The 23,811-nt window shown below is 67.7% G+C and carries 21 protein-coding genes, 1 tRNA gene and 1 other RNA gene; 18 read left to right on the plus strand and 5 right to left on the minus strand.

Going from position 1 to position 23,811, the window contains the following annotated elements:
• Window positions 1-69 precede the first annotated feature (69 nt).
• Complete coding sequence (rpoZ, locus tag VN11_RS17655; RefSeq protein ID WP_005410877.1) at window positions 70-369, minus strand: DNA-directed RNA polymerase subunit omega; 300 nt, start codon at window positions 367-369, stop codon at window positions 70-72.
• Window positions 370-479: 110 nt separating this feature from the next.
• Window positions 480-1,145: a guanylate kinase gene (gene gmk, locus VN11_RS17660; protein WP_006466566.1), complete on the minus strand. Its 666-nt coding sequence runs from the start codon at window positions 1,143-1,145 to the stop codon at window positions 480-482.
• A gap of 293 nt (window positions 1,146-1,438) precedes the next feature.
• Between gmk and fdnG the strand changes: the two genes are divergently transcribed.
• From fdnG to selD, 8 genes are all read left to right on the plus strand, one after another.
• Entirely contained in the window at window positions 1,439-4,507 is a 3,069-nt protein-coding gene (gene fdnG / locus VN11_RS17670) for a formate dehydrogenase-N subunit alpha (protein WP_148564993.1), read from the plus strand.
• A gap of 10 nt (window positions 4,508-4,517) precedes the next feature.
• Window positions 4,518-5,435: a formate dehydrogenase subunit beta gene (gene fdxH / locus VN11_RS17675; protein WP_053450686.1), complete on the plus strand. Its 918-nt coding sequence runs from the start codon at window positions 4,518-4,520 to the stop codon at window positions 5,433-5,435.
• Window positions 5,432-6,079: a formate dehydrogenase subunit gamma gene (locus VN11_RS17680; RefSeq protein WP_053450687.1), complete on the plus strand. Its 648-nt coding sequence runs from the start codon at window positions 5,432-5,434 to the stop codon at window positions 6,077-6,079. The genes fdxH and VN11_RS17680 overlap by 4 nt, the downstream gene beginning before the upstream one ends.
• Before the next feature lie 362 nt (window positions 6,080-6,441).
• Window positions 6,442-7,425: a formate dehydrogenase accessory protein FdhE gene (gene fdhE / locus VN11_RS17685; RefSeq protein WP_053450688.1), complete on the plus strand. Its 984-nt coding sequence runs from the start codon at window positions 6,442-6,444 to the stop codon at window positions 7,423-7,425.
• Window positions 7,426-7,429: 4 nt separating this feature from the next.
• Entirely contained in the window at window positions 7,430-8,854 is a 1,425-nt protein-coding gene (selA, locus tag VN11_RS17690; RefSeq protein ID WP_053450689.1) for an L-seryl-tRNA(Sec) selenium transferase, read from the plus strand.
• Window positions 8,851-10,782, plus strand: coding sequence for a selenocysteine-specific translation elongation factor (selB, locus tag VN11_RS17695; RefSeq protein ID WP_053451374.1), 1,932 nt, complete (start codon window positions 8,851-8,853; stop codon window positions 10,780-10,782). Before selA ends, selB begins: the two co-directional genes overlap by 4 nt.
• A 24-nt stretch (window positions 10,783-10,806) precedes the next feature.
• Window positions 10,807-10,902 (plus strand) — tRNA-Sec (locus VN11_RS17700).
• 26 nt (window positions 10,903-10,928) lie between these two features.
• Window positions 10,929-12,008, plus strand: a complete 1,080-nt coding sequence (gene selD / locus VN11_RS17705) for a selenide, water dikinase SelD (RefSeq protein ID WP_053450690.1) — start codon at window positions 10,929-10,931, stop codon at window positions 12,006-12,008.
• 42 nt (window positions 12,009-12,050) lie between these two features.
• On the opposite strand, the gene VN11_RS17710 is transcribed toward selD, so the two are convergent.
• Window positions 12,051-12,911, minus strand: a complete 861-nt coding sequence (locus VN11_RS17710; RefSeq protein WP_040007165.1) for a YicC/YloC family endoribonuclease — start codon at window positions 12,909-12,911, stop codon at window positions 12,051-12,053.
• A 124-nt stretch (window positions 12,912-13,035) separates the two neighbouring features.
• Between VN11_RS17710 and rph the strand changes: the two genes are divergently transcribed.
• The 7 genes from rph to pepQ all read left to right on the plus strand — a co-directional run bounded on the left by rph (window position 13,036) and on the right by pepQ (window position 20,284).
• Entirely contained in the window at window positions 13,036-13,761 is a 726-nt protein-coding gene (gene rph, locus VN11_RS17715) for a ribonuclease PH (protein ID WP_012512000.1), read from the plus strand.
• A complete protein-coding gene (locus tag VN11_RS17720) occupies window positions 13,758-14,147 on the plus strand; it encodes a VOC family protein (protein ID WP_053450691.1) in 390 nt (129 codons plus the stop codon). The genes rph and VN11_RS17720 overlap by 4 nt, the downstream gene beginning before the upstream one ends.
• Window positions 14,144-14,740 carry an RdgB/HAM1 family non-canonical purine NTP pyrophosphatase gene (rdgB, locus tag VN11_RS17725; RefSeq protein ID WP_049457279.1) on the plus strand — a complete coding sequence of 199 codons (597 nt, stop codon included), beginning with the start codon at window positions 14,144-14,146 and terminating at the stop codon, window positions 14,738-14,740. The genes VN11_RS17720 and rdgB overlap by 4 nt, the downstream gene beginning before the upstream one ends.
• A 57-nt stretch (window positions 14,741-14,797) precedes the next feature.
• Entirely contained in the window at window positions 14,798-16,024 is a 1,227-nt protein-coding gene (gene hemW, locus VN11_RS17730; RefSeq protein WP_053451375.1) for a radical SAM family heme chaperone HemW, read from the plus strand.
• Window positions 16,025-16,223: 199 nt separating this feature from the next.
• A complete protein-coding gene (locus tag VN11_RS17735) occupies window positions 16,224-18,506 on the plus strand; it encodes a DUF1631 family protein (RefSeq protein WP_053450692.1) in 2,283 nt (760 codons plus the stop codon).
• Window positions 18,503-18,877 carry a PilZ domain-containing protein gene (locus VN11_RS17740; RefSeq protein WP_053450693.1) on the plus strand — a complete coding sequence of 125 codons (375 nt, stop codon included), beginning with the start codon at window positions 18,503-18,505 and terminating at the stop codon, window positions 18,875-18,877. The genes VN11_RS17735 and VN11_RS17740 overlap by 4 nt, the downstream gene beginning before the upstream one ends.
• Window positions 18,878-18,952: 75 nt before the next feature.
• Window positions 18,953-20,284 (plus strand): Xaa-Pro dipeptidase, encoded by a 1,332-nt coding sequence (pepQ, locus tag VN11_RS17745; RefSeq protein WP_053450694.1) that lies wholly within the window; start codon window positions 18,953-18,955, stop codon window positions 20,282-20,284.
• A 620-nt stretch (window positions 20,285-20,904) separates the two neighbouring features.
• On the opposite strand, the gene VN11_RS17750 is transcribed toward pepQ, so the two are convergent.
• On the minus strand, window positions 20,905-22,227 hold the full coding sequence (locus tag VN11_RS17750) for an aminopeptidase P N-terminal domain-containing protein (protein ID WP_148565023.1): 1,323 nt from the start codon (window positions 22,225-22,227) through the stop codon (window positions 20,905-20,907).
• A 5-nt stretch (window positions 22,228-22,232) separates the two neighbouring features.
• The gene (locus VN11_RS17755) at window positions 22,233-22,781 is read right to left on the minus strand and encodes a UPF0149 family protein (protein ID WP_053450696.1); all 549 of its coding nucleotides are present in this window, start codon (window positions 22,779-22,781) and stop codon (window positions 22,233-22,235) included.
• A 152-nt stretch (window positions 22,782-22,933) separates the two neighbouring features.
• Here VN11_RS17755 and VN11_RS17760 point away from each other — a divergent pair, with 152 nt between their 5' ends.
• The 3 genes from VN11_RS17760 (at window position 22,934) to ssrS (ending at window position 23,733) form a co-directional block, all read left to right on the plus strand.
• Window positions 22,934-23,155, plus strand: coding sequence for a TIGR02449 family protein (locus tag VN11_RS17760; protein ID WP_005410898.1), 222 nt, complete (start codon window positions 22,934-22,936; stop codon window positions 23,153-23,155).
• Window positions 23,152-23,448, plus strand: coding sequence for a cell division protein ZapA (locus tag VN11_RS17765; protein ID WP_006467013.1), 297 nt, complete (start codon window positions 23,152-23,154; stop codon window positions 23,446-23,448). The genes VN11_RS17760 and VN11_RS17765 overlap by 4 nt, the downstream gene beginning before the upstream one ends.
• A 99-nt stretch (window positions 23,449-23,547) precedes the next feature.
• Window positions 23,548-23,733: non-coding RNA, 6S RNA (ssrS, locus tag VN11_RS21950), on the plus strand.
• Window positions 23,734-23,811 lie beyond the last annotated feature (78 nt).

Genomic DNA, 23,811 nt, shown 5'->3' on the forward strand with positions numbered 1-23,811 from the left:
TCCTGAATGCGAAACAGCCCGCGCGGGGCGGGCTGTTCGGCTATCCAGCAATGACTCTGATCGATGTGATCAATCGTCGTTCTTGGACATGTCTTCGTCGGCGACCACTTCGGCGGCGGCCCACTCCAGCGCTTCGCGCTCGGCGCGCTCACGCTCGGCCTTCTCGACTTCGTCGATCAGCGCGTTGTCGATCTTGCGGGCGGCGATTTCGCGCAGCGCCAGCACGGTCGGCTTGTCCTCGGTCTCGCTGTTGTCCAGCGTGGCCTGCACGCCGTTGGCGAGCTGGCGGGCACGCTTGGAAGCCATCATGACCAGTTCGAAACGGTTGTTAACGACTTCCAGGCAATCTTCTACGGTGATGCGGGCCATACGGGCTCCCGGCGACCGGTCGGCCGCTCAGTCGAATGAGGGAAAGGGGACGGAGTGTACTGGCAGGGGCTGGACAAAATCAAGCCAACCCCCACCCGATTCTTTTGGAATCAGTCAGTTGCGCCCGGATCAGGGGTCAACAGGGCCTGGATCAGGCCGGCGTGGCGGACCTTCTGGGCCTCCCGGCGCAGGCGGCTGGCGGTGAAGATGGCGCACAGCTCGTCCACGGCGGTGTCGAACACCTCGTTGACGATCACGTAGTCGAACTCGTTGAAGTGCAGCATCTCGTCACGCGCCGCACCCAGGCGCTGGGCGATGACCGCCTCGCTGTCCTGGCCACGCTTGCGCATGCGGTCCTGCAACGCCTGCTTGGACGGCGGCAGGATGAACACGGTGACCGTGCCCGGCACCAGCTGGCGCACCTGCTGCGCGCCCTGCCAGTCGATCTCCAGCAGCACGTCCTGGCCGGCGGCCAGCTGCGGTTCCACCGACTGCCGGGCGGTGCCCTTCCAGTCGCCGTGCACCCAGGCATGCTCGAAGAAATCGCCGGCGGCGATCATCTGCTCGAACTTTTCGGCACTGACGAAATGGTAGTGCTGGCCGTTCACTTCACCCGGGCGCATCGCACGCGAAGTGAAGGAAATCGACAGGGCGATCTGCGGATCACGCGCCAGCGTGGCGTTGACGATGCTGCTCTTGCCGGCGCCGGAGGGGGCGGCAACGATGTACAGCGTGCCGCGCGCGACGGCGTCCGACGAAGGTGACGGGGCGCTCATGCACGGAACCCAACTGGTTGATTTCGCAAAATTTTTCCTCGATGTTCCAGATCCGGCGCGGAGGATCGCGCCAGGACGGCGGAGGCTGCACGGAACATCCTGGAACCAGGCCCGGCAGACGGCTCCCCGGGGTGCGGGCACGCAACTTTACCAGAGCCGCCCCTTTTCGCGCCCCTTGGCGAGGCGGCCGGACCTTGTGCCACATGGACATCCGGGGGCCTGTGCTATAACCGGGCCGTACCTACCGACAGCCGGGTGGTCTGCGTGCCGCCCCGCCATCCAAGGAGAACGGCATGCCCTCGATGAGTCGCCGCCAGTTCCTGAAGGTCACCGGGACAACCCTGGTGGGCTCCAGCCTGGCATTGATGGGCTTCGCGCCCGGCATCGCGCTCGCGGAGGTCCGGCAGTACAAGCTGACCCGCGCGACCGAGACCCGCAACACCTGTACCTACTGTTCGGTGGCCTGCGGCATCCTGATGTACAGCCTCGGCGATGGTGCCAAGAACGCCGAGCCGAGCATCTTCCATATCGAAGGCGACCCGGACCATCCGGTCAACCGCGGCACGCTGTGCCCGAAGGGTGCCGGCCTGGCCGACATCATCCACAGCAAGTCGCGCCTGCTATACCCCGAGTACCGCGCACCGGGCTCGAACGAGTGGAAGCGGCTGAGCTGGGACGATGCGCTTGACCGCATCGCGCGGCTGATGAAGGAAGACCGCGACGCCAACTTCGTAGAGAAGAACGAGGCCGGGCAGACGGTCAACCGCTGGCTGACCACGGGCATGCTGGCGGCCTCGGCCACCAGCAATGAAACCGCGGTGCTGACCCACAAGGTCGTGCGCTCGCTGGGCATGCTGGCATTCGACAACCAGGCACGTGTCTGACACGGCCCGACGGTGGCAGGTCTTGCCCCGACGCTAGGCCGTGGTGCGATGACGAATCATTGGGTCGACATCAAGAATGCCGACCTGATCCTGATCATGGGTGGCAATGCCGCCGAGGCGCACCCGTGCGGCTTCAAATGGGTGACCGAAGCCAAGGCACACAACAAGGCCCGCCTGATCGTGGTCGACCCGCGCTTCAACCGCTCGGCCGCGGTGGCCGACGTGTATGCGCCGATCCGTACCGGCACCGACATCGTGTTCCTGGGCGGCCTGATCAACTACCTGTTGACCGAGGACCGCATCCAGCACGAGTACGTGCTGAACTACACCGACATGTCGTTCCTGGTGAAGGACGAATTCGCCTTCAAGGACGGCCTGTACTCGGGCTACAACGAAGAGAAGCGCAGCTACGACCGTTCCAGTTGGGACTACGTCTATGGTGATGATGGCTTCGTGCGCAGCGACCCGACGCTGAAGGACCCGCGCTGCGTCTACACCCTGCTCAAGCAGCACTACGCGCGCTACACCGTGGAGATGGTCGAACGCTTCTGCGGTACGCCGGCCGACAGCATCCGCCAGGTCTGGGACATGATCGCGTCCACCGCCGGCAAGGACAAGGCGATGACCATCCTGTACGCGCTGGGCTGGACGCAGCACTCGGTGGGCGCGCAGAACGTGCGTGCCGGCACCATGGTGCAGCTGCTGCTGGGCAACATCGGCGTGGCCGGCGGCGGCATGAACGCGCTGCGCGGACACTCCAACATCCAGGGCCTGACCGACATCGGCCTGATGTCCGACCTGCTGCCCGGCTACCTGACCTTGCCGAAACAGGACGAACAGGACTACGAGGCCTACATCGCCAAGCGCACGCAGAAACCACTGCGCGCCAACCAGATGTCGTTCTGGCAGAACTATCCGAAGTTCCACGTCAGCCTGATGAAATCGTGGTGGGGCGACGCCGCCACCGCCGACAACAACTGGTGCTTCGATTACCTGCCCAAGCTCGACAAGCCGTACGACATGCTGCAGGCGTACGAGCTGATGAACGAAGGCAAGATCCACGGCTACATCTGCCAGGGCTTCAACCCGCTGGCCTCGGCGCCGAACAAGGGCAAGCTGATCAGCGCGTTCTCCAAGCTGAAGTTCATGGTCAGCATGGACCCGCTGGAAACCGAGACGATTGCGTTCTGGCAGAACCATGGCGCGCTGAACGACGTCGATCCCCGCGCCATCCAGACCGAAGTGTTCCGCCTGCCGACCACCTCTTTCGCCGAGGAGAACGGCGCGGTGGTGAACTCCTCGCGCTGGCTGCAGTGGCACTGGAAGGGCGCCAATCCACCGGGCGAAGCGCGCAGCGACATCGAGATCATGTCCGAGCTGTTCCATCGCATCAAAGCGATGTACGAGAAGGACGGCGGCGCATGGTGGGAGCCGGTGCGCGATCTGGCCTGGAAGTATTCCAACCCGGAGGTGCCGACGCCGGAAGAACTGGCGATGGAATACAACGGCAAGGCGCTGGCGGACGTGTTCGATCCCAAGGACCCGACCAAGCTGGTGCGCAAGGCCGGCGAGCAGCTGGCCGCGTTCGGCGACCTGCGCGACGATGGCAGCACCTCATCGGGCTGCTGGATCTACATCGGCGCCTGGGGCCCGACCGGCAACATGATGGCGCGGCGTGACAACAGCGACCCGACCGGCATCGGCAATACGCTGGGCTGGGCCTGGGCGTGGCCGGCCAACCGCCGCGTGATGTACAACCGCGCCTCGTGCGATGTGGCCGGCCAGCCATTCGACCCGCGACGCACGCTGCTGGCGTGGAACGGCAAGAACTGGGGCAGCGTGGACGTACCCGACTTCAAGGCCGACGAAGATCCGGCCGGCGGCATGGGACCGTTCATCATGAACCCCGAAGGCATCGCCCGCTTCTTCGCCAAGGCCGGCATGGCCGAGGGCCCGTTCCCCGAGCATTACGAGCCGTTCGATACACCGCTGCGCAGCAACCCGCTCAGCCCCGGCCAGGCGCAGACGCTGAACAACCCGGCCGCGCGCGTGTTTGCCAGCGACCGTGCGCAGATCGGCTCGCCGGACGAGTTCCCGCATGTGGCCACCACCTACCGCCTGACCGAGCATTTCCACTTCTGGACCAAGCACGGCAAGCTCAACGCCATCATCCAGCCCGAGCAGTTCGTCGAGATCGGCGCGGCGCTGGCCGACGAGCTGGGCATCAACAACGGCAGCCGCGTGCGCGTGAGTTCCAAGCGCGGCCATATCGAAGCCGTCGCGATGGTGACCAAGCGCATCAAAGCCCTGCAGATCGATGGAAAGACCGTGCACCAGGTGGGCATACCGATCCACTGGGGCTTCCTCGGTGCGGCCAAGCCCGGCTACATCGCCAATACGCTGACCAACGCCATCGGTGACGGCAACTCGCAGACGCCCGAGTCGAAGTGCATCCTGGTCAAGGTCGAGAAGGTGTAGGAGACACGTCATGTCACTGCAATCGCTGGACATCATCCGCCGCTCGGCCACCACCACGCCCTCGCCGGAGGCGCGTGGTGCGCACACCGGCCAGGTCGCCAAGCTGATCGACGTGAGCAAGTGCATCGGCTGCAAGGCCTGCCAGGTCGCCTGCATGGAGTGGAACGACCTGCGCGACGAGGTCGGCAGCTGCGTCGGCAGTTATGACAACCCGCCCGACCTGAGTGAACAGTCGTGGACGGTGATGAAGTTCCGCGAGTACGAGGACGAGAAGGGCAAGCTGGAATGGCTGATCCGCAAGGAAGGCTGCATGCACTGCAGCGATCCGGGTTGCCTGAAGGCCTGCCCGTCGCCGGGCGCGATCATCCAGTACGCCAACGGCATCGTCGATTTCCAGGAAGAGAACTGCATCGGCTGCGGCTACTGCGTCACCGGCTGCCCGTTCGACGTCCCGCGCATTTCCAAGAAGGATCACAAAGCCTACAAGTGCACGCTGTGCTCGGACCGCGTCGCGGTGGGCCAGGAGCCGGCTTGCGTGAAGACCTGCCCGACCGGTGCGATCACCTTTGGCAGCAAGCAGGCGATGACCGAGCATGCGGCCGGCCGCGTGGAGGACCTGAAGTCACGCGGCTACGAGAACGCCGGCCTGTATGACCCGCAGGGCGTCGGCGGCACCCACGTGATGTACGTGCTGCAGCACGTCGACAAGCCCGAGCTGTACGCCGACCTGCCCAAAGACCCGCGCATCAGCCCGATGGTGGAGGTGTGGAAGGGCGTGGCCAAGCCGCTGGGCGTGCTGGCCATCGCCGCTACCGCGTTTGTCGGCTTCCTGCATTACATCGGCATCGGCCGCAACACTGTGAACGACGAGGAAGAGGAAGAGGCCGAACACGAGGCGAAGAAGATCGAAGAGGAGCAGCGGCCATGAAGTACGCACCGCACCCGCGGCAGATCATCCGCTACCGCGCGCCGACCCGCATCAACCACTGGATCGTGGCGATCTGTTTCGTGCTGACCGCGCTGTCCGGGCTGGCGCTGTTCCACCCTGCCCTGTTTCCGTTGACCCAGCTGTTCGGCGGCGGGCCGTGGACGCGCATCCTGCACCCGTTCATCGGCCTGGCCATGGTGATCGGCTTTGCCCTGCTGGCGCTGCGGATGTGGCGTGACAACTTCCTCAGCGCCGATGACCGCGCGTGGATGCGCGGCATGCGCGATGTGCTGCGCAACGAGGACGAGAAGCTGCCGCCGGTGGGCCGCTTCAATGCCGGCCAGAAGTTGTTGTTCTGGGCCATCATCGGTTGCCTGTCGGCGCTGCTGCTGACCGGCTTCGTGATCTGGCGGCAGTACTTCAGCCACTTCTTCCCGATCGGGGTGATCCGCTTCTCGGTGCTGGCCCATGCGCTGTTCGGCTGGGTACTGGTCTGCGCGATCGTGGTGCATATCTATGCGGCGATCTGGATCAAGGGTTCGGTGCGGGCGATGACCCAGGGCAAGGTGACCTATGGGTGGGCGTACAAGCACCATCGGCAGTGGTTCCGGGACATCCTGCGCGGGCGGCGGGAAGAGGGGTAGCGGCAGGGCCTGCGGCCCTGCACCCGCAGAATCAACGTCAACGTCAAAAGCGGGTCTCCTGAGGGATGGCGGGGTGGGTCCGGTTGCGGGGGACGCTGCAAGTACATCCATGTAAGCTCGGTCGCCGCATCCATGCGGCTCACGCCCCCGCAACCGGACCCACCCCGCCTTCGACAGTTTCCCGCTGCTGTTGGTTTCCCGCTGCTGTTGGTGGGTGTCGACCTTGGTCGACACAATGAACGGCAATGATCGAATCCGGCCTTTGTAGAGTCGAGCCATGCTCGACTGCATTGACTTTGATGCGCTGGACGCCAGCGCCGACAACGGCGAGGATGGAGGCTGGTTCTTCTGGCTGGCCCGGCATGGCGCAACGCATCCTTGAACCCGGTGAAATCGAGACGCTGGCCTCGCGCGATGTTCCGCGCATCATCCTGCCCGATACCGCGTCGCTGTTTGCCGGACGTGCGGCGCGATTGCGCAGCCTGGCTGCGCACAGCGCCATCGGCGGCTATCTGCAGCTGCTGGCGGCCCTGGCCGATGCGCAGCAGTCGCTGCTGGACGAGTTGACGCCGCAGCAACGCGAGACCCTGCAGGCGCAGGCGCGTTCCCAGCAATCGAGTGCAGCAGCCGGCGCCGGGATGCCGTTGCGGCCGGCCAACACGCTGCAGCTGGATGGGCATTGGCGCGACTGGTTGCGCACCTTGTGCCGGCACTGTGCCGATGAGGCCGGGCTGCCGGCGGAAACCCGGCAGGAACTGCAGCGCGTTGCCGCTGCCGATGACGCATGGCTCGATGCACAGGCGCATGCGGTGCTGGAGCGTGATGACGCGCCTTCGCTGGATGCGGTGGCTGCACTGCTGGTGATGAACGCGCTGCAGGTGTACTGGGCGGTGCTGGCCGACAGCTTCCGCCCCACCGACCTGAAACCGCTGGCCGATGCGCCGGGGCTGTGCCCGTTGTGCGGCACCCTGCCGGTGGCCAGCGTGGTGCAGGCACGGCCGCCCTACGCGTCCTACCGTTATCTTTCGTGCTCGCTGTGTGCCTGCCAGTGGCACTACGTGCGCGTGCAGTGCAGCCAGTGCGGCGCCGCCGGCAAGGACATTGCCTACCGCGCCCTGGCCGATGTGGACGGCGACAGCGGCGAAGCCGTACGTGAAAGCGCCGTGCGAGCGGAGACCTGCGACCACTGCCACAGCTACCGCAAGATCCTCTATCTGGAAAAGGATCCGGCACTGGAACCGGTCGCTGATGATCTCGGCACGCTGTCGCTGGACCTGCTGCTGGGCGAGGAAGGCTACGCGCGTGCCAGCCAGAATCCGCTGCTGTGGCAATCCGACGGCGATTGAGCCAATGACAGCCACGCCCCCCACCCCGGCATCGGCCGCTGCCCTGCCCTCGCTGGACCGGCTGCTGCGCCTGCCGGCCTTGGGAGCACTGATCGAGGGCCACGGCCGCAGCCGCATCACCCAGTTGTTGCGCGTACATCTGCAGGCGCTGCGTGAGCGCATCAGTGCCGCGCAGCTATCGGCCGAGCAGTTGCACCAGGCCATTGAAGGCCCGGCGCTGGTCGCGGCGCTCGACGCCGCAATCACCGCCGATGCGCGGCTCGACCTGCAGCCGATGTTCAACCTGACCGGCACCGTGTTGCACACCAACCTCGGCCGCGCCCTGTTGCCCGAAACCGCCGTGCACGCGGTCACCCGTACGATGACCGTGCCGATTGATCTGGAGTTCGACATCAGCCGCGGCCGCCGTGGCGACCGCGATGCACGGGTGCAGGCGCTGGTCTGCGAGCTGACCGGCGCCGAAGCCGCCACCGTGGTCAACAACAATGCGGCGGCGGTCCTGCTGCTGCTCAACAGCCTGGCCAACCGCCGCGAGGTGGTGGTCTCACGCGGCGAGCTGGTCGAGATTGGCGGCGCCTTCCGCATTCCTGATGTGATGCGTAGCGCCGGGGCGCGCCTGCTGGAAGTAGGCACCACCAACCGCACCCACCCGGCCGATTTCACCCATGCCATCGGCGCCCGCACCGCGTTGCTGATGGAGGTGCATGCCAGCAACTACGCGATCACGGGTTTCACCGCCAAGGTAGACACCGCGGCGATGGCCGCCATCGCGCACCAGCATGGGTTGCCGCTGGCAGTGGACCTGGGCAGTGGCAGCCTGTGTGATCTGGCCACCTTCGGCCTGCCGCACGAGCCGACCGTGCAGGACGCACTTGCCGCCGGTGCCGATCTGGTTTCATTCAGTGGCGACAAGCTGCTGGGCGGGCCGCAGGCCGGCATCATCGCCGGCCGCGCCGACCTGATTGCGCGGATCAACCGCAACCCGCTCAAGCGGGCACTGCGCATGGACAAGATGGGCCTGGCCGCACTGGAAGCGGTGCTGGCCCTGTACCGCGAACCGGAGTACCTGGCGCAACGGTTGCCAACGCTGCGAACGCTGACGCGCACGCAGCAGGACATCGATGCACAGGCACAGCGCCTGCTGCCGGCCATGCGTTCCGCGCTGACGACCGACTGCACCCTTGAACGCGCATCGATGCACAGCCAGATCGGCAGCGGGGCGCAACCGCAGGCCCAGCTGGCCAGCGCCGGGCTGCGGGTCACATCGGCCCGTCGTGGTGGTCTGGATCGCCTGGCCAAGCGCCTGCGCCAGCTGCCCCGGCCGGTGTTGGGCCGCATCGCCGATGACGCGCTGTGGCTGGACCTGCGCTGCCTGGAACCTGCCGACGAAGCGGACTTCCTCGCCCAATGGAGCACGCTGCAGGCATGATCGTCGGCACCGCCGGGCATATCGACCATGGCAAGACGAGCCTGGTACGCGCACTGACCGGCATCGAGACCGACCGCCTGCAGGAAGAACGCACGCGCGGCATCTCCATCGAGCTGGGCTACGCGTACGTGCCCCTTGAAGGCACCGACGCGCAGGGCCCCGCCGCGACGCTGGGCTTCGTGGATGTGCCGGGCCACGAGCGCTTCGTGCACACGATGGTGGCCGGCGCCACCGGCATCGACGTCGCCCTGCTGGTCGTCGCCGCCGACGATGGGGTGATGCCGCAGACCCGTGAACACCTGGCGATACTGCAACTGCTGGGCGTGGATCGCGGCGTGGTGGCATTGACCAAGATCGACCGCGTCGACGCGGCGCGCATCGCCCGGGTCGAGATCGAGATCGCCGCGCTGCTGGCCGGCACACCACTGCAGGACTCCCCTGTGTTTGCCTGCAACAGCACCGCACCCGAGGATGCAGGCATCAACGCGTTGCGCGCGCGCCTGCACGCGTGGGCCGCGGGCGATGCCAACGCGCACCAGGACGCGCTGCGCCGTGAACTGTTCCGCATGCCGGTGGACCGCGTGTTCTCGCTGGCCGGGCACGGCACGCTGGTGACCGGCGCGGTGCACGGCGGCATCGCCGCGGCAGGCGAACACCTGCAGCTGATGCCGGCTGCCACCGACGTGCGCGTGCGCAGCATCCATGCGCAGAACCAGGCCAGCGAGCATGCGATGGCCGGGCAGCGCTGCGCACTGAACCTGGCCGCCATCGCCCGCGACGACATCAACCGTGGCGACTGGATTGCCGATCCGCGTGCGATGCGGGCCACCACCCGCGTCGACGTGCGCCTGCGGCTTTCCGCGCTGGCGCCGCCGCTGCGCGACCGGGCGCCACTGCACATCCACTGGGGCACGATGCGCCGGCAGGCCCATGCGGTGCTGCTGGAGGACCATGACCACGGCAACGGACAGCTCGTGCAGCTGGTGTTCGATGTACCGGTCTGCGTGATGTGCGGCGACCGCTTCATCGCCCGCGACTCGGCGGCCACCCACACGTTGGGAGGCGGCATCGTGCTTGACCCGGAGCCCCCGCAACGGCGACGGCGCAGCCCGGCCCGGCTTGCGTGGCTGGCGGCGCTGGAGCAACTGGCGGCCGGCGCCGGGCCGGGCCCGCTGCTGCAACAGGCGCCTGCCGGCATTCCCGCTACCGCCCTGCAACGCTACTGCCGACGTGCCGCCGACCGCATCGACCTGCCCGCGGACGCGCGGCGCATCAACACCCGGGATGACACGGTGATCATCCTCGCCCGGCACTGGCAGGCGCTTGGCGAGCAGGTGATCACCTCGCTGCGGGGTTGGCGCGAGCGACGACCGGACGAACCCGGTGTCGACAGCGGACGCCTGCAGCGCAGCACCCTTCCTGCGCTGGCGACCGGCCTGTGGAACGCGCTGCTGCAGGATCTGCTCGACCACGGCAGCGTGCGGCGCGTGGGGGCATGGTGGCGCCTGCCCGGCCACGACCACGCACCACCGGAACGCGAACGCCAGCTGCTCGAACGCGTGCTGCCACAGCTGCACGCCGGCGGTTTCGATCCGCCATGGGTGCGTACGCTCGCCGCCGACCGTGGCCTCGCCGAAGACGACGTCCGCGCCATTCTGCGCAGGGCGGCAGCGCGCGGCGAACTGTTCCAGGTGGTGCCCGACCTGTTCTATGCACCGGCCCGCATCGCCGAACTCGCTGCGATCGTCGCGCAGCTGTCACAGGCCACGGGCACCGTGGATGCGGCCGCCTTCCGCGATGCCATCGGCCTGGGCCGCAAGCGCAGCATCCAGATCTTGGAGTTCTTCAATCGCGTTGGCTACACTCGACGCGTCGGTGACCAGCATCGGCCGCGCGGCGATCTGCAATGGAACGCCCCCCACGGTTGAGCGCCCCGGCATCGCCGTACTTTCGGAAGGCATGCGCATCCGGGCATGCGGCTGGGCTTCAAACCCAGCAGGGGGCGTCGATCGTTCCCTGGTAGGTTCGACTCCTGCTGCCTTCCGCCATTGGTGTTTCCGCAGGAGATGTCGGCATGGCCACGCACGCGCAGTCCCCCGCCCCTTCACCCGCCGATGCCCCGCAACGGCTGACCTCGCTGGCCCATGGTGGTGGTTGCGGCTGCAAGATCGCGCCAGGGGTGCTTTCCGAGCTGCTGCGTGGGGTTCCGGCGCTTCCCGCACCGGCCGAACTGCTGGTCGGGCGTGAGACCAGCGACGACGCGGCGGTGTATCGCCTCGATGATCGCCAGGCCATCGTCGCCACCACCGATTTCTTCATGCCGATCGTCGACGACCCGTTCGACTTCGGCCGCATCGCTGCGACCAACGCGCTGTCTGACCTGTATGCGATGGGCGCGCGGCCTCTGTTCGCGCTGGCCATCGTCGGCATGCCGATCAATACCCTGCCGCAGGACACCATCCGCGGCATCCTGCAGGGTGGCGAACGCGCCTGTGCCGATGCCGGCATCGTGGTCGCCGGTGGCCACAGCATCGATTCGGTGGAGCCAATCTACGGCCTGGCCGCGATCGGCGTGCTCGATCCGCAGCGGCTCAAGCGCAATGCCGATGCCCGCGTCGGCGACGTGCTGGTGCTGGGCAAGCCATTGGGTGTGGGCGTGTATTCGTCGGCGCTGAAGAAGGAACTGCTGGATGCCGACGGCTACCGGCAGATGGTCGATTCCACCACCCGCCTGAACAGCGTCGGCGTGCCGCTGGCCGCATTGGACGGCGTGCACGCGATGACCGACGTCACCGGTTTCGGCCTGCTTGGCCACCTGCTGGAAGTGTGCCGCGCCAGCGGCGTCGCCGCCGAGGTGGACAGCACACAGGTGCCGCTGCTGCCACAGGCGCTGGACCTGCTGCAGCGGGGCTGCGTGACCGGCGCCTCCAGCCGCAACTGGGCCTCGTATGGCAACGACGTGCGCTTCGCCGAGGGCATGGCGGCGCACTGGCAGCCATTGCTGACCGATCCGCAGACCAGTGGTGGCCTGCTGGTGTCATGCGCACCGGAAGCGGTGGATGCGGTGCTGGCCTGTTTCCACGATGCGGGGTTCGCCCAGGCAGCCGTGGTGGGCCGCCTGAACGCGGGAGCGCCGGGCGTCAGCGTGGTCTGAATGCCGGACCGAAGAAGGGCGCCCGAAGGCGCCCCTGCCGTCTCACTCGATGTTCTGCACCTGCTCGCGGATCTGGTCGATCAGCACCTTCAGTTCCACCGCGGCATTGGACGTACGGCTGTCCACCGACTTCGAGCCCAGCGTGTTGGCTTCGCGGTTGAACTCCTGCAGCAGGAAGTCCAGGCGGCGACCGACCGGCTCGCGCTGCTTGAGCACGCGACGGATCTCGACGATGTGGCTGCCCAGGCGGTCCAGTTCCTCATCCACGTCCAGCTTCTGCAGCCACAGCACCAGTTCCTGCTCGGCGCGTCCCGGGTCGACCGGGTGCGGCAGATCGGCCAGGCGTGCGGCCAGCTTGGCGCGCTGGCCGTCGCGAATGGCCGGAATCAAGGTGCGCACCTCGGCGGCGATGCGCTCGATGCCATCCACGCGCTCGGCAATCGCCGTGGACAGCTTGTCGCCTTCACGCTCACGAGCGGCAACGAAACCGTCCAGCACCTGGTCCAGCAGCGACAGCGCCTCGGCCTGCAACGCTGCCGCGTCGGTCGCCTCGCCCTGGGTCACGCCGGGCAGCTGCAGCAGTTCCGTGAAGCTGACCTGCAGATTGGGGAAATCGGAGGTCAGCCGGTGGGCCAGCTGGCCCAGCTGCCCCAGCAGCACCTCGTTGACCTGCAGGCTGCCCGCCGCTTCCGGCGCGCGCAGGCGCATCACCAGATCCAGCTTGCCGCGGCTCAGGCGCGCCGCAATGCGCTCACGCAGCTGCGGCTCCAGCGCCCGCAGTTCCTCGGGCAGGCGGGTGCCGACCTCCAGGAAGCGGTGGTTGACCGAGCGCAGCTCGCAGCCCAGCGTGCCCCACGGGGTGACCCGCTCGCCGCCGGCATAGGCGGTCATGCTTCGAATCATGGATTGTGTCCGGTGCGTGCAAAGGGGGAATGGTACCCTAGCGCCCTCACCAGAGCCCCCTTGCCCGCCCCGTGAAGGCCGCGGGCGTGGCGGCGTACTCCCACGCCATTACGGAACCCGCATCATGTCCGATTCCCGCCCCAGCGGCCGCCAGCCCGACCAGCTCCGACCGGTCGTCATCCAACGCGGCTTCACCCGCCATGCCGAAGGTTCGGTGCTGGTGTGCTTCGGTGAAACCCGCGTGCTGTGCACCGCCAGTGTCGAGAACCGCGTCCCGGGCTTCCTGCGCGGCAAGGGCGAAGGCTGGGTGACCGCCGAGTACGGCATGCTGCCGCGCGCCACCCACACCCGCAGCGACCGCGAAGCGGCGCGTGGCAAGCAGGGCGGCCGCACGCTGGAGATCCAGCGCCTGATCGGCCGCAGCCTGCGTGCCTGCGTGGACCGCAACGCGCTGGGCGAACGCACCATCACCCTCGACTGCGACGTGCTGCAGGCCGACGGCGGCACCCGCACCGCCGCCATCACCGGCGCCTACGTGGCCCTGGTCGATGCGGTGAACGTGCTGATGAAGCGCGGCGACATCAAGCGCAACCCGATCCTGGGCGCGGTCGCGGCCGTGTCGGTGGGCGTGTACCGCGGCACGCCGGTGCTTGACCTGGACTACGCCGAAGACAGCGACTGCGACACCGACATGAACGTGGTGATGAACGACGGTGGCGGTTTCATCGAACTGCAGGGCACCGCCGAAGGCCATGCCTTCCGCCGCGATGAACTGGACGCCCTGCTGGGCCTGGCCGAGAAGGGCGTGCGCGAACTGCTGGACGCCCAGCAGGCGGCGTTGTCGGCATGAACCGGCGCCTTGCCCTGACCACCCTCGTGGTGGCTGATTACGACGAAGCCATCGCCTGGTACACCGGCAAGCTCGGCTTCTCGCTGCTGGAAGACATCGACCAGGGCAGCAAGCGCTGGGTGGTGGTCGGACCGACCGACGGCAGCGCCGCCGCCCTGCTGCTGGCCCGCGCCAGCAACGAGGAACAGCGCAGCCGCATCGGCAACCAGACCGGTGGCCGGGTCGCCTTCTTCCTCAACACCGACGACTTCCACCGCGACCACGCGGCGATGCTGGCCGCCGGGGTCGAATTCCTGGAAGCACCGCGCGAAGAAGCCTATGCAACGGTCGCGGTGTTCCGCGATCTGTATGGCAACACCTGGGACCTGCTGGAGCCCCGCCAATGAAGAAACTGGTACTGGCCAGCCACAACGCCGGCAAGCTTGTGGAGATGCAGGAGATCCTCGCCGACCTGCCGTTGCAGATCACCTCCGCCGCCGAGCTGGGCCTGGGCGACGTGGAAGAGACCGGCCTGACCTTCGTCGAGAACGCGCTGCTGAAGGCGCGCGCGGCCTGCGAAGCGACCGGCCTGCCGGCGCTGGCCGATGATTCGGGCCTGATCGTCGATGCCCTCGGCGGTGCACCGGGCCTGTACAGCGCGCGCTATGCCGGCCAGCCGACCAATGCCGCGGCCAACAACGCCAAGCTGCTGGACGCGATGGCCGAAGTGCCCGACGGCCAGCGCAGCGCCCGCTTCTATGCGGTGATCGTCCTGCTGCGCCATGCCACCGACCCGCAGCCACTGATCTGCGAGGGCCGCTGGGAAGGACAGATCACCCGCGAACCGCGCGGCAGCAACGGCTTCGGCTACAACCCGGTGTTCCTGGATACCACCCACGGCCTGACCGCCGCGGAGATGGAAACGCCCCTGAAGAACGCCATCAGCCACCGCGCCCTCGCCCTGCAGCAGCTCAAGCAGCAGCTGGCCACGCTGTATTGATGCGTTCCTGATTACCCAAGGGAAGCCGGCCAGTGGCCGGCACTACCGATGAAGCCCATGCCGCACGCCCACGACCACTGCAACCACCTGCCCGGCGAAACCTGCCCGGGCGACCACGACACTCCGCCGCGCCTGGTGCCGCCGCCGTTGTCGCTGTACGTGCACCTGCCGTGGTGCGTGCGCAAATGCCCCTACTGCGACTTCAACTCGCACCAGGCCAAGGGCGAGCTGCCGTTCGATGCCTACATCGACGCGCTGCTGCGCGACCTGGACCAGGACCTGCCGCTGGTCTGGGGACGGGTGGTGCACAGCGTGTTCTTCGGTGGCGGCACGCCCAGCCTGTTCCCGCCGGAAGCGATCGACCGCTTCCTGCAGCAGGCCAGCGCGCGCCTGCGCTTCGCGCCCAATGCCGAGATCACCCTGGAAACCAACCCGGGCACCGCCGAACACGGCCGTTTCGACCGCTATCGCGCGGCCGGCGTGAACCGCCTCAGCTTCGGCATCCAGAGTTTCGACGACGCGATGCTCAAGCGCCTGGGCCGCATCCACGACAGTGGCGAGGCCGAGCGCGCGGTGAAGATGGCGCAGGACGCGGGCTACGACAATTTCAACATCGACCTGATGTACGCGCTGCCGGAACAGACCCTGGCCGGCGCCGGGGCCGATCTTGAACGCGCCTTCGCACTGCAGCCGGCGCACATCTCGCACTACCAGCTGACCCTGGAACCGAACACGGTGTTCTTCGCACGGCCGCCGCAGGGCATTCCCGATGAGGACAACGCCTGGGACATGCAGGAACACTGCCAGGCCCTGCTGGCACAGGCCGGCTTTGGCCAGTACGAGGTCAGCGCCTATGCGCGCCCTGGCCGGCAGAGTGCGCACAACCTGAACTACTGGCGCTTCGGCGACTACCTGGGCATCGGCGCCGGCGCGCACGGCAAGATCAGTTCCGGTGCCGAGGAGCACGTACTGCGACGCTGGAAACTGAAACATCCGCAGGCCTACCTCGACAGCGCGGGCACCCCCGCCTCGTTCGGCGGCGACGATGTCATCGCCCCCGGGCGGCTGCCGTTCGAGTACATGCTGAACCTGCTGCGCCTGCACGAAGGTTTCAGCCTGCGCGATTTCGAGTCGCGCACCGGCCTGCCGCGCAGCGTGCTGGACGCACCGCTGGCCGAGGCCGTGCAGCGCGGCTGGCTGACCGTTGACAATGGCCACGTACAGCCCACCGAGCTGGGCCGCCGCTTCACCAACGATGTGGTGAGCCTGTTCCTGGAGGAGTAAGGCCTCCGCCGTAACGGGTAGTGCCGGCCGCTGGCCGGCAATCCGGTGCGGATCGCGTTGCCGGCCAGCGGCCGGCACTACCGCGCATCGGGGCCATGCCCGGCAGATGCATTTCACATTCACCCTAAAGTAGCGCCGACATCGGCCGACACGGTAGATTCACCAGATCGATCCGCGGGAATCCGGGTACCGCTCGCCGATGTCAGCTGTTTTTTCCCCCACCCCTGCCGACAAGGCCCGCCTGGCCGCGGCCGACCTGCCGCCGCGGGTGCGCGAACTGCTGGGCGCGTTGATCGGCCTGTGCCGGCAGACCCTGGCCGCGCCGCTGATCCTGACCGTCGAAGCGCTGGAACAGACCCTGCTGCACGACGCCGATCGCGCGCGCAATCCGCTGCAGCAGGCCGAACTGATGGCCCAGCGCGGCCAGCTGCATGCCTTTGCCGGTCATTTCCCCGACCGCATGCTGGATTCCGTTGCCGAGGCCTTGGCGCGCCTGCGCGAGCCTGCGGCTGCAACCCCCGCCGGGGCCACCCCGCCGCCGCTGCCGGGCATGCTGGGGCTGTCGCTGGTGGCCGAGCATGACGTCGACCGCGACCTGCTGCTGACCGAGATGATCCGGCGCGAAACCCTGCGCTCGACCAATACCCTGAACCTGCTCGGGCAACGGCTGGGCGTGCTGGCGGCGGCGCCGGCATTCGAGGCCGACGCGCTGCCGCTGGCGCCGCAGGCATTGTGCGCGATGGTGCGCCGGCTCGCGGAGCAGGACACCCTCGGCGCCGACGTACAGCTGGCGCTGTATCGCAGCTTCGAGCGCCAGGTGCTGGAACGGCTGGGCGATGTGCTCGACCGCGCCAATGCGCTGCTGGCCCAGAACGGCGTTCTGCCCGGCCTGGTCTACACGCCTTACCTGGCCCGTTCGTCGAGCACGCGACGCATCATCACCCACTCCGTCGGCGGTGGCCGCGCGACGCAGCCGGCCAAGCGTGCCCCGGCAGCGCCGCTGACCGGCTGGAACGGGTCGGCAGCGTCAGGCTCGTGGTCGAACCTGGTGCAGGAGGCGGTCAGCGACGCCGGTGGCCGCGACACCGCCGTGCCTGGGCTGACCACCTCCACCGGCAGTGCGCTGCACGACCTGCTGCAGCAGGCCCGGCACGCCAGCACCGCGCCCGCGCCGTCCGCTGCGGTACCCAGCGCCGCCGTGGATGCGGTGCTCGCGCGCCTGCAGGCCCAGTCCAGCGCCGCCACCGGCCTTGCCGACCTGCAGACCGCGGTGGTCGCCCAGCTGCGCAGCGAACACGGCGCGCAGGCCCAGCTGGGCAGCCACGACCGCGACAATCTCGACCTGCTGCGCCTGCTGATGCAGCAGGTACAGCAGCAGCAACGTCCCGACCCGGTACCGGCCGCGCTACTGGCGCGCCTGCAGGTGCCGCTGGCGCGCGCGGCCATGGCCGACCCTGGCTTCTTCGTGCGTGACGAGCACCCCGCCCGCGAACTGCTCAACCAGATCGCCGAAGCCGGCGCCCACTGGCTCGGCGATGATGACGTCGACCCCCAACTGCTGCAGCGCATGGCGCAGAGCGTGCAGGGGCTGCTCGGCCAGGATGCGCGCACGCCCGAGGCCTTCGCTGCCGCCAATGAAGACGTGCAGCAGCACCAGCGCGCGGCCGCCCATCGCGCCGAGCTGGCCGAGCGCCGCCACGTCGAGGCCGCACGCGGCAAGGAACGCCTGGACCTGGCACGACGCCAGGCCAGTGCACAGATCGACCAGTGCTGCGATACCCAGGCGCCGCCGCGCTTCGTGCAGACCCTGCTGCGCCAGGCGTGGGCCGACGCCCTGACATTGACCCGCCTGCGGCATGGTGACGATTCACCGCAGTGGCAGGAGCGCCTGCAGCAGACCCAGCGCATCGCGGCGGTGACCGCCCAGGCCGCGGACGCTGCCGATGGCACCGACGCTGCGCTGGCCACCGAGGTGGAAGCGGCGCTGGTGCAGGTCGGCTACCACGCCGAGGAGGCCGCCGCCGTCGCGCGTCGCCTGGCCACGCCCGGCGGCGAGGACGAAAGCACATCGCGTACCGAACTCAGCGCACGCCTGAAAGCACGCGCGCGACTGGGCGAGCATGCCGGCACGTCCAGCGCAGGCGCGCCCGCCGAGCCACGCAGCAGTGCCGAAGAAGCCGCCTACCAACAGCTGTCCACCCTGCCGTTCGGCAGCTGGTTCGACATCGACACCGGCGATGGCACACTGCGCCGCCAGCGCCTGTCGTGGTACAGCCTGCTGACCGGCCACGCGCTGATGGTCAATCCACGCGGACAGAAGATCGCCGATACCGACCTGGATACCCTCGCCCGCCAGCTCAGCGCCGGCCGCGCGCAGCTGGTCACCGAAGACAAGGGCCGCCTGGTCGATCGTGCCTGGCAGGCCAGCCTCGATGCGCTGCGTGCGCTGGCCGTGGGCCACACCCGGAAAACCCCTGCATGAACACCCAGCCGCCACAGGACACCCGTCGGGCACCGCGCCGCCAGGTCTCGGACCTGGTGCCGGTGACCGACCAGATGCGCGACAGCGTAGTGGGCCGCCTCGGCAACGTTTCTGAAACCGGCATGCTGATGCTGGCCAGCGTGCCGTTGCGCGAGGATGCGCTGTACCAGCTGCGATTCCCGCTGCCGATGGCCGATGGCCGCCAGGAAGCCATCGACGTAGGCGTGCACCTGCTGTGGAGCGAACCGGCGCACGTGCCGGGACAGAGCTGGACCGGCTTCCGCTTCCTCACCCTGTCACGCGAACATCGGCAGCTGCTGCGCCAGTGGGTGGACGAAGACAGCGACGAGGGACCGGTTTCGACGGCCTGAGTGCCGGTTCCGGCACAGCGGTTTTTCGCGGTATGCGGCAGAATCTAGGGCCGTTTTCCGTGTCGAGCCACCGCAATGATCCAGCAAGACCCCGGCGCCCTGTATTCCGACCACCTGGCCGTGCTGTGCCGACGTGCCGAACAGGCGCTGGCCCGCGGCGGCTTCGATCACCTGGTGGTGCCCAGCGGCACCCTGCACTACCAGGTGTTCGACGACCGCGACTACCCGTACGCGGTGAATCCGCAGTTCAAGGCCTGGCTGCCGCTCACCCGCGTGCCGAACAGCTGGATCGTGTTCACGCCCGGCAAGCGCCCGGCGGTGATCTTCCACCAGCCCTTCGATTACTGGCACGTGGTGCCGGATGCACCGAGCGGCTGGTGGGTGGAGCACTTCGACATCCACATCATCCGCACGCCCGAAGAAGCACTGGCGCTGCTGCCGGCCGACCCGTCGCGCTGCGCGATCCTCGGCGAGCCGCAGAGCGCGCTGGGTGCATTCGTGCCGAACAACCCGGCGCCGGTGGTGAACTACCTGGAATGGCACCGCGCCTACAAGACGCCGTATGAAATCGCGTTGATGCGCCAGGCGCAGGTGCTGGGCGTGCGTGGCCATCGTGCCGCCGAGGCCGCATTCCGCAATGGCGCCGACGAATTCAGCATCCACATGGCCTACTGCCAGGCCGTGGGCCAGGATGCCAATGAACTGCCGTACGGCAACATCGTCGCGCTGAACGAACACGCCGCCGTGCTGCACTACACCGAGCTGGGCCGCAAGGCGCCGCAGCCGCTGCGCAGCTTCCTGATCGATGCCGGCGCCAGCGCGTACGGCTACGCCAGCGACATCACCCGCACCTACGCCGCGCACGGCCACGACGAGTTCGCCGCGATGATCGCCGCCGTCGATGCCGCCCAGCAGAAGATGTGTGCGGCGGTGCGCGCCGGCTTCGACTACAAGCAGCTGCACGTGGACGCGCATCTCTCGCTGATGGGCGTACTGAAGGACTTCGGCGTCATCAAGGTGTCGCCGCAGACCGCCGTGGAGACCGGCGTCAGCGCCGCGTTCTTCCCGCACGGCATCGGTCACCTGATCGGCCTGCAGGTGCACGACGTGGCCGGTTTCGCGGCCAGCGACGAAGGCGGCCGCGTCGAGCGCCCGGCGGGGCATCCCTACCTGCGCCTGACCCGCGTGCTGGAGCCGGGCATGGTGGTGACCATCGAACCGGGCCTGTACTTCATCGACATGTTGTTGAACGAAGTGAAGGACGCCGGCCATGGCGATGCGATCAACTGGGACCGCGTGGACTTCTTCCGTCCGTATGGCGGCATCCGCATCGAGGACGAAGTGCTGTGCACCGAGGGCGAGGCGGACAACCTAACGCGGCCGGAGTTTGCAGCGGCCAACGGCTGAGCCCCTCGTGGTTGGATGCTTAGAGCAAAAGCCGCGCTTGGCCGGGCGGGGTGGGTTTGCAGGACACGCCGTAAACCCATCCATGGGGGCTCGATGGCGCCATCCATGGCGCCAACGGTCCTGCAAACCCACCCCGCCCGGCCTTTGACAGTTTCCTGCGCGCGTCCAACCACGGAAAAGAAAATAGAAAAGCAAAAGCGGGTCGCTTGCTTCGCTCGCTCTATGTCGACCAAGGTCGACACCCACCAACAGCCGCAGTGGCCAGTAGATCCACGCCATGCGTGGAAGATTCATTCGATATCTGACAGATGTGCCGACCAACGGTCGGCACCCACCGACAGATCGCAGGGATCTGTCAGAGGCGGGGCGGTGTGGGTGGGCAGGACCGTTGGCGCCATGGATGGCGCCATCGAGCCCCCATGGGTGAGGGCGCTTTGCTTGCGAAGCACTGCTTCGCAAGCGCCCGAACGCACAGCCGCCAGCGGCTGGGCCGGACCCCGGAGGGGGGTTTACGGCGTGTCCTGACCACCCACACCGCCCCGCCATCCCACGGAATGTCAGCTTCTGCCGTTGCTGTTGCGTTTCAGCAGGTGCAGGGCTGCAAGCCCTGCCGAAACCCCTTAACCCGCCATCACCGCTTCGATCTCGTCGGCGCTGCGCGCCAGGCCTTCGGTCAACACCCGATGGCCATCATCGGTGATCAGCACATCATCCTCGGTGCGAATGCCGATACCGCGCCAGCGTGGCTCCACCGTCGTGTCGTCCACGCCGATGTACAACCCCGGCTCGATGGTGAACGCCATGCCCGGCTCCAGCAGGCGCGAATCACCGGCCAGGCGGTAATCGCCCACGTCGTGCACATCCAGCCCGATCCAGTGCCCGGTCTTGTGCCGGTAGAAGCGCTGGTACAGGCCTTCGGACAGGTTCTTTTCCAGCGTGCCCTTCAGCAGGCCCAGCCGCAGCAGGCCCTCGGTCAGGGTCTGCACCGCCGCCAGGTGGCCGCTCTCGTACGGCACGCCCGGCTTCGCCTGCGCCAGTGCCGCGGCCTGCGCCTCACCGACCAGGCCATGCAGCGCGCGCTGCTCGGCACTGAAGCGGCCGTTCACCGGGAAGGTACGGGTGATGTCGCTGGCGTAGCCGCGGTACTCGGCACCGGCATCGATCAGCACCAGCTCGCCATCACGCGAACGCGCGTTGTTGTCGCGGTAGTGCAGGATGCAGCCGTTGCGGCCTGCACCGACGATGCTGCAGTACGCCGGAACGGTATCATTGGCGCGGAACACGCGTTCCAGCTCGGCCTGCAGCTCGTACTCGTGGATTCCCGCCTTGGCCGCCTTCATCGCCGCCAGATGGGCGCGCACGCTGATCTGCGCGGCATGCTGCATCAGCGCCACTTCGGCACCGGACTTGAACAGGCGCTGTTCGTGCAGGAGGTGGCCCAGCTCCAGGAACTCATGCGGCGGCTGCGCGCCGTGGCGCACCTGTGAGCGCACGCGGTTGACCCAGCCGATCAGCTTCAGGTCGAAATCCGCGTCGCGGCCGAAGTGGTAGTAGACGCGCGACCGCCCTTCCAGCAGGCCCGGCAGAATGTCGTCCAGATCATCGATCGGATAGGCATCGTCCATGCCGAACTGCGCCACCGCGCCTTCCTGGCCAGCACGGCTGCCGTCCCAGGCCTCACGCTCGGCATCACGCTCGCGGCAGAACAGGATGGCCTCGCCATGGCGACGGCCGGGAATCAGCACCAGCACCGCTTCCGGCTCGGGGAAGCCACTCAGGTACTGGAAGTCCGAATCCTGCCGGAACGGATAATGGGTATCGAGGCTGCGCACCTTCTCCGCCGCAGCCGGCAGCACCAGGATCGCGTCCTCGCCGGCCATGTCCATCAGCTGGCGGCGCCGACGCTTGTACTCGCCGGCCGCGATGCCGGTGCGCTGCTTGATATCCATCAGTTCAGGCGCTGCCGATGGCGCGAGGCCAGCACCACGTCGCCGTGCAGCAGCAGCACCGCCACGCGGATGAATTCCTCGATCTCCGACAGGGCGTCGTCGTCGTCATCGCCACCGGCCTCGAAATCCTCGCTGGAGGCACGGGCCAGGCTGGCCATGTCGGTCAGCGCCTCTTCGCCCTCTTCGGACAGGGTCGGGCGGCGGCCGCCGCTGCCCAGGCCGAAACCGCCCAGGAACGAGCGGGTCCAGCTGAACATGGCATCGGCCTGCGCGGCCACCTCGTCGCTGTCGGTCAGCAACAGCTCGAAGGCGAAGTCGCGGTCTTCCAGCTGCTTGATGGTGACCTGCAGCAGCTGGCCCAGCACGCTGTCGGCGGCCACCGGCGGCAGGTTGTCGTCGGCCAGCACGCGCGCCGGCCAGTCGTTGCCGGGGGCGCCGCCGGCGGCCAGCCAGCCGCACAGTGCGCCGTGCAGCTCGGCGGCGGTGGCGCCCAGGCCCAGTTCCTGGCTGGCGCGGTTAACGTCGTCGACGGAGGGAAGTTCAGTCATCGTGCGGCTCGTTCGGAAAAGGAAACCCGGGGCGCGCCGGCGCGCCCGTGAGACCCCGTAGTGTAGCAATCCGACGGCCTCCTCCCCGTGGCCGTCCGGCCTTGCTGCGACAACGCTTGACCGCCCTTGCCCGGCTTGCCTATCGTGCCCGCATGGAACCCGCCGATCCCCTTGCCCAGCTGCAGGACTTCGCCGCCCGCGTGGAGGCGTTGCTTGAACGCAACCAGCGCCTGGCCGAGGAGAACCGCAGCCTGCGCCACCAGCAGGAACAGCTGGTGGCCGAGCGTTCCACGCTGCTGGCCAAGAACGAGCAGGCACGCTCGCGGGTGGAAGCAATGATCAGCCGGCTCAAATCCCTGGAGCAGCACACATGAGTGCCGAACCGGTCAGTGTCCGCATCCTCGATCGTGAATACACCGTGGGCGTCGGTGGCGATGAACGCGACAGCCTGATGGCCGCCGCGCGCCTGCTCGATGCCCGCATGCGCGAGATCCGCGGCAGCAACCGCATGGCCGCCGTGGACCGCGTGGCGGTACTGGCCGCGTTGAACCTGGCCCATGAACTGCAACTGCTGCGCGACGAGAACGCCCGCCAGGCGGTGGCGCTGCAGCAGACGCTGGCCGATCTGAACCGGCGCCTGGACCGCGCGATCGACGGCGGCGCCTGAAGAACGCGCACAACGCGCCAATTCTCATATCTGAATTGGCACGGACTGTTGCCGACGAACGGCCTATCCAGATCCTGCGCGCTGGCTATAATGGCAACGCGTTCTCTGCGGTACTCGACGGCATGTGCAAACATTCGCCTTGTCCCTTAAGAACGACACCGGGAGCGCGACAGCGCCGGGAGTGCAGGTCCGCCTTGTAGCGGGAAGCCCGATGGTTCTCCAGCGTTCCCACTTGAGCCCCCGGGTTCAAGGTCGTTTCGCATGCATCGACATTGCGGAGAATGCAATATTCCAGCAAGGGCGGCGTCTTCGGGCGTCGCCCTTGTTCTTTCCGGCACAATGGCGGCTGATCCTTGCCGCACG

Source organism: Stenotrophomonas maltophilia (genome assembly GCF_001274595.1).
Lineage (GTDB): Bacteria > Pseudomonadota > Gammaproteobacteria > Xanthomonadales > Xanthomonadaceae > Stenotrophomonas > Stenotrophomonas forensis.

What these genes read in the sequence shown, in the direction of transcription:
- fdhE (WP_053450688.1), top strand. Translation starts at nt 6,442, where the DNA reads ATGGCGCAACGCATCCTTGAACCCGGTGAAATCGAGACGCTGGCCTCG.
- hemW (WP_053451375.1), top strand. Translation starts at nt 14,798, where the DNA reads ATGCCGCACGCCCACGACCACTGCAACCACCTGCCCGGCGAAACCTGC.
- gmk (WP_006466566.1), bottom strand. Translation starts at nt 1,145, where the DNA reads ATGAGCGCCCCGTCACCTTCGTCGGACGCCGTCGCGCGCGGCACGCTG.
- VN11_RS17740 (WP_053450693.1), top strand. Translation starts at nt 18,503, where the DNA reads ATGAACACCCAGCCGCCACAGGACACCCGTCGGGCACCGCGCCGCCAG.
- VN11_RS17735 (WP_053450692.1), top strand. Translation starts at nt 16,224, where the DNA reads ATGTCAGCTGTTTTTTCCCCCACCCCTGCCGACAAGGCCCGCCTGGCC.
- rph (WP_012512000.1), top strand. Translation starts at nt 13,036, where the DNA reads ATGTCCGATTCCCGCCCCAGCGGCCGCCAGCCCGACCAGCTCCGACCG.
- VN11_RS17720 (WP_053450691.1), top strand. Translation starts at nt 13,758, where the DNA reads ATGAACCGGCGCCTTGCCCTGACCACCCTCGTGGTGGCTGATTACGAC.
- VN11_RS17760 (WP_005410898.1), top strand. Translation starts at nt 22,934, where the DNA reads ATGGAACCCGCCGATCCCCTTGCCCAGCTGCAGGACTTCGCCGCCCGC.
- selB (WP_053451374.1), top strand. Translation starts at nt 8,851, where the DNA reads ATGATCGTCGGCACCGCCGGGCATATCGACCATGGCAAGACGAGCCTG.
- fdxH (WP_053450686.1), top strand. Translation starts at nt 4,518, where the DNA reads ATGTCACTGCAATCGCTGGACATCATCCGCCGCTCGGCCACCACCACG.
- pepQ (WP_053450694.1), top strand. Translation starts at nt 18,953, where the DNA reads ATGATCCAGCAAGACCCCGGCGCCCTGTATTCCGACCACCTGGCCGTG.
- selD (WP_053450690.1), top strand. Translation starts at nt 10,929, where the DNA reads ATGGCCACGCACGCGCAGTCCCCCGCCCCTTCACCCGCCGATGCCCCG.
- selA (WP_053450689.1), top strand. Translation starts at nt 7,430, where the DNA reads ATGACAGCCACGCCCCCCACCCCGGCATCGGCCGCTGCCCTGCCCTCG.
- VN11_RS17680 (WP_053450687.1), top strand. Translation starts at nt 5,432, where the DNA reads ATGAAGTACGCACCGCACCCGCGGCAGATCATCCGCTACCGCGCGCCG.
- VN11_RS17765 (WP_006467013.1), top strand. Translation starts at nt 23,152, where the DNA reads ATGAGTGCCGAACCGGTCAGTGTCCGCATCCTCGATCGTGAATACACC.
- rdgB (WP_049457279.1), top strand. Translation starts at nt 14,144, where the DNA reads ATGAAGAAACTGGTACTGGCCAGCCACAACGCCGGCAAGCTTGTGGAG.
- VN11_RS17755 (WP_053450696.1), bottom strand. Translation starts at nt 22,781, where the DNA reads ATGACTGAACTTCCCTCCGTCGACGACGTTAACCGCGCCAGCCAGGAA.
- rpoZ (WP_005410877.1), bottom strand. Translation starts at nt 369, where the DNA reads ATGGCCCGCATCACCGTAGAAGATTGCCTGGAAGTCGTTAACAACCGT.
- VN11_RS17710 (WP_040007165.1), bottom strand. Translation starts at nt 12,911, where the DNA reads ATGATTCGAAGCATGACCGCCTATGCCGGCGGCGAGCGGGTCACCCCG.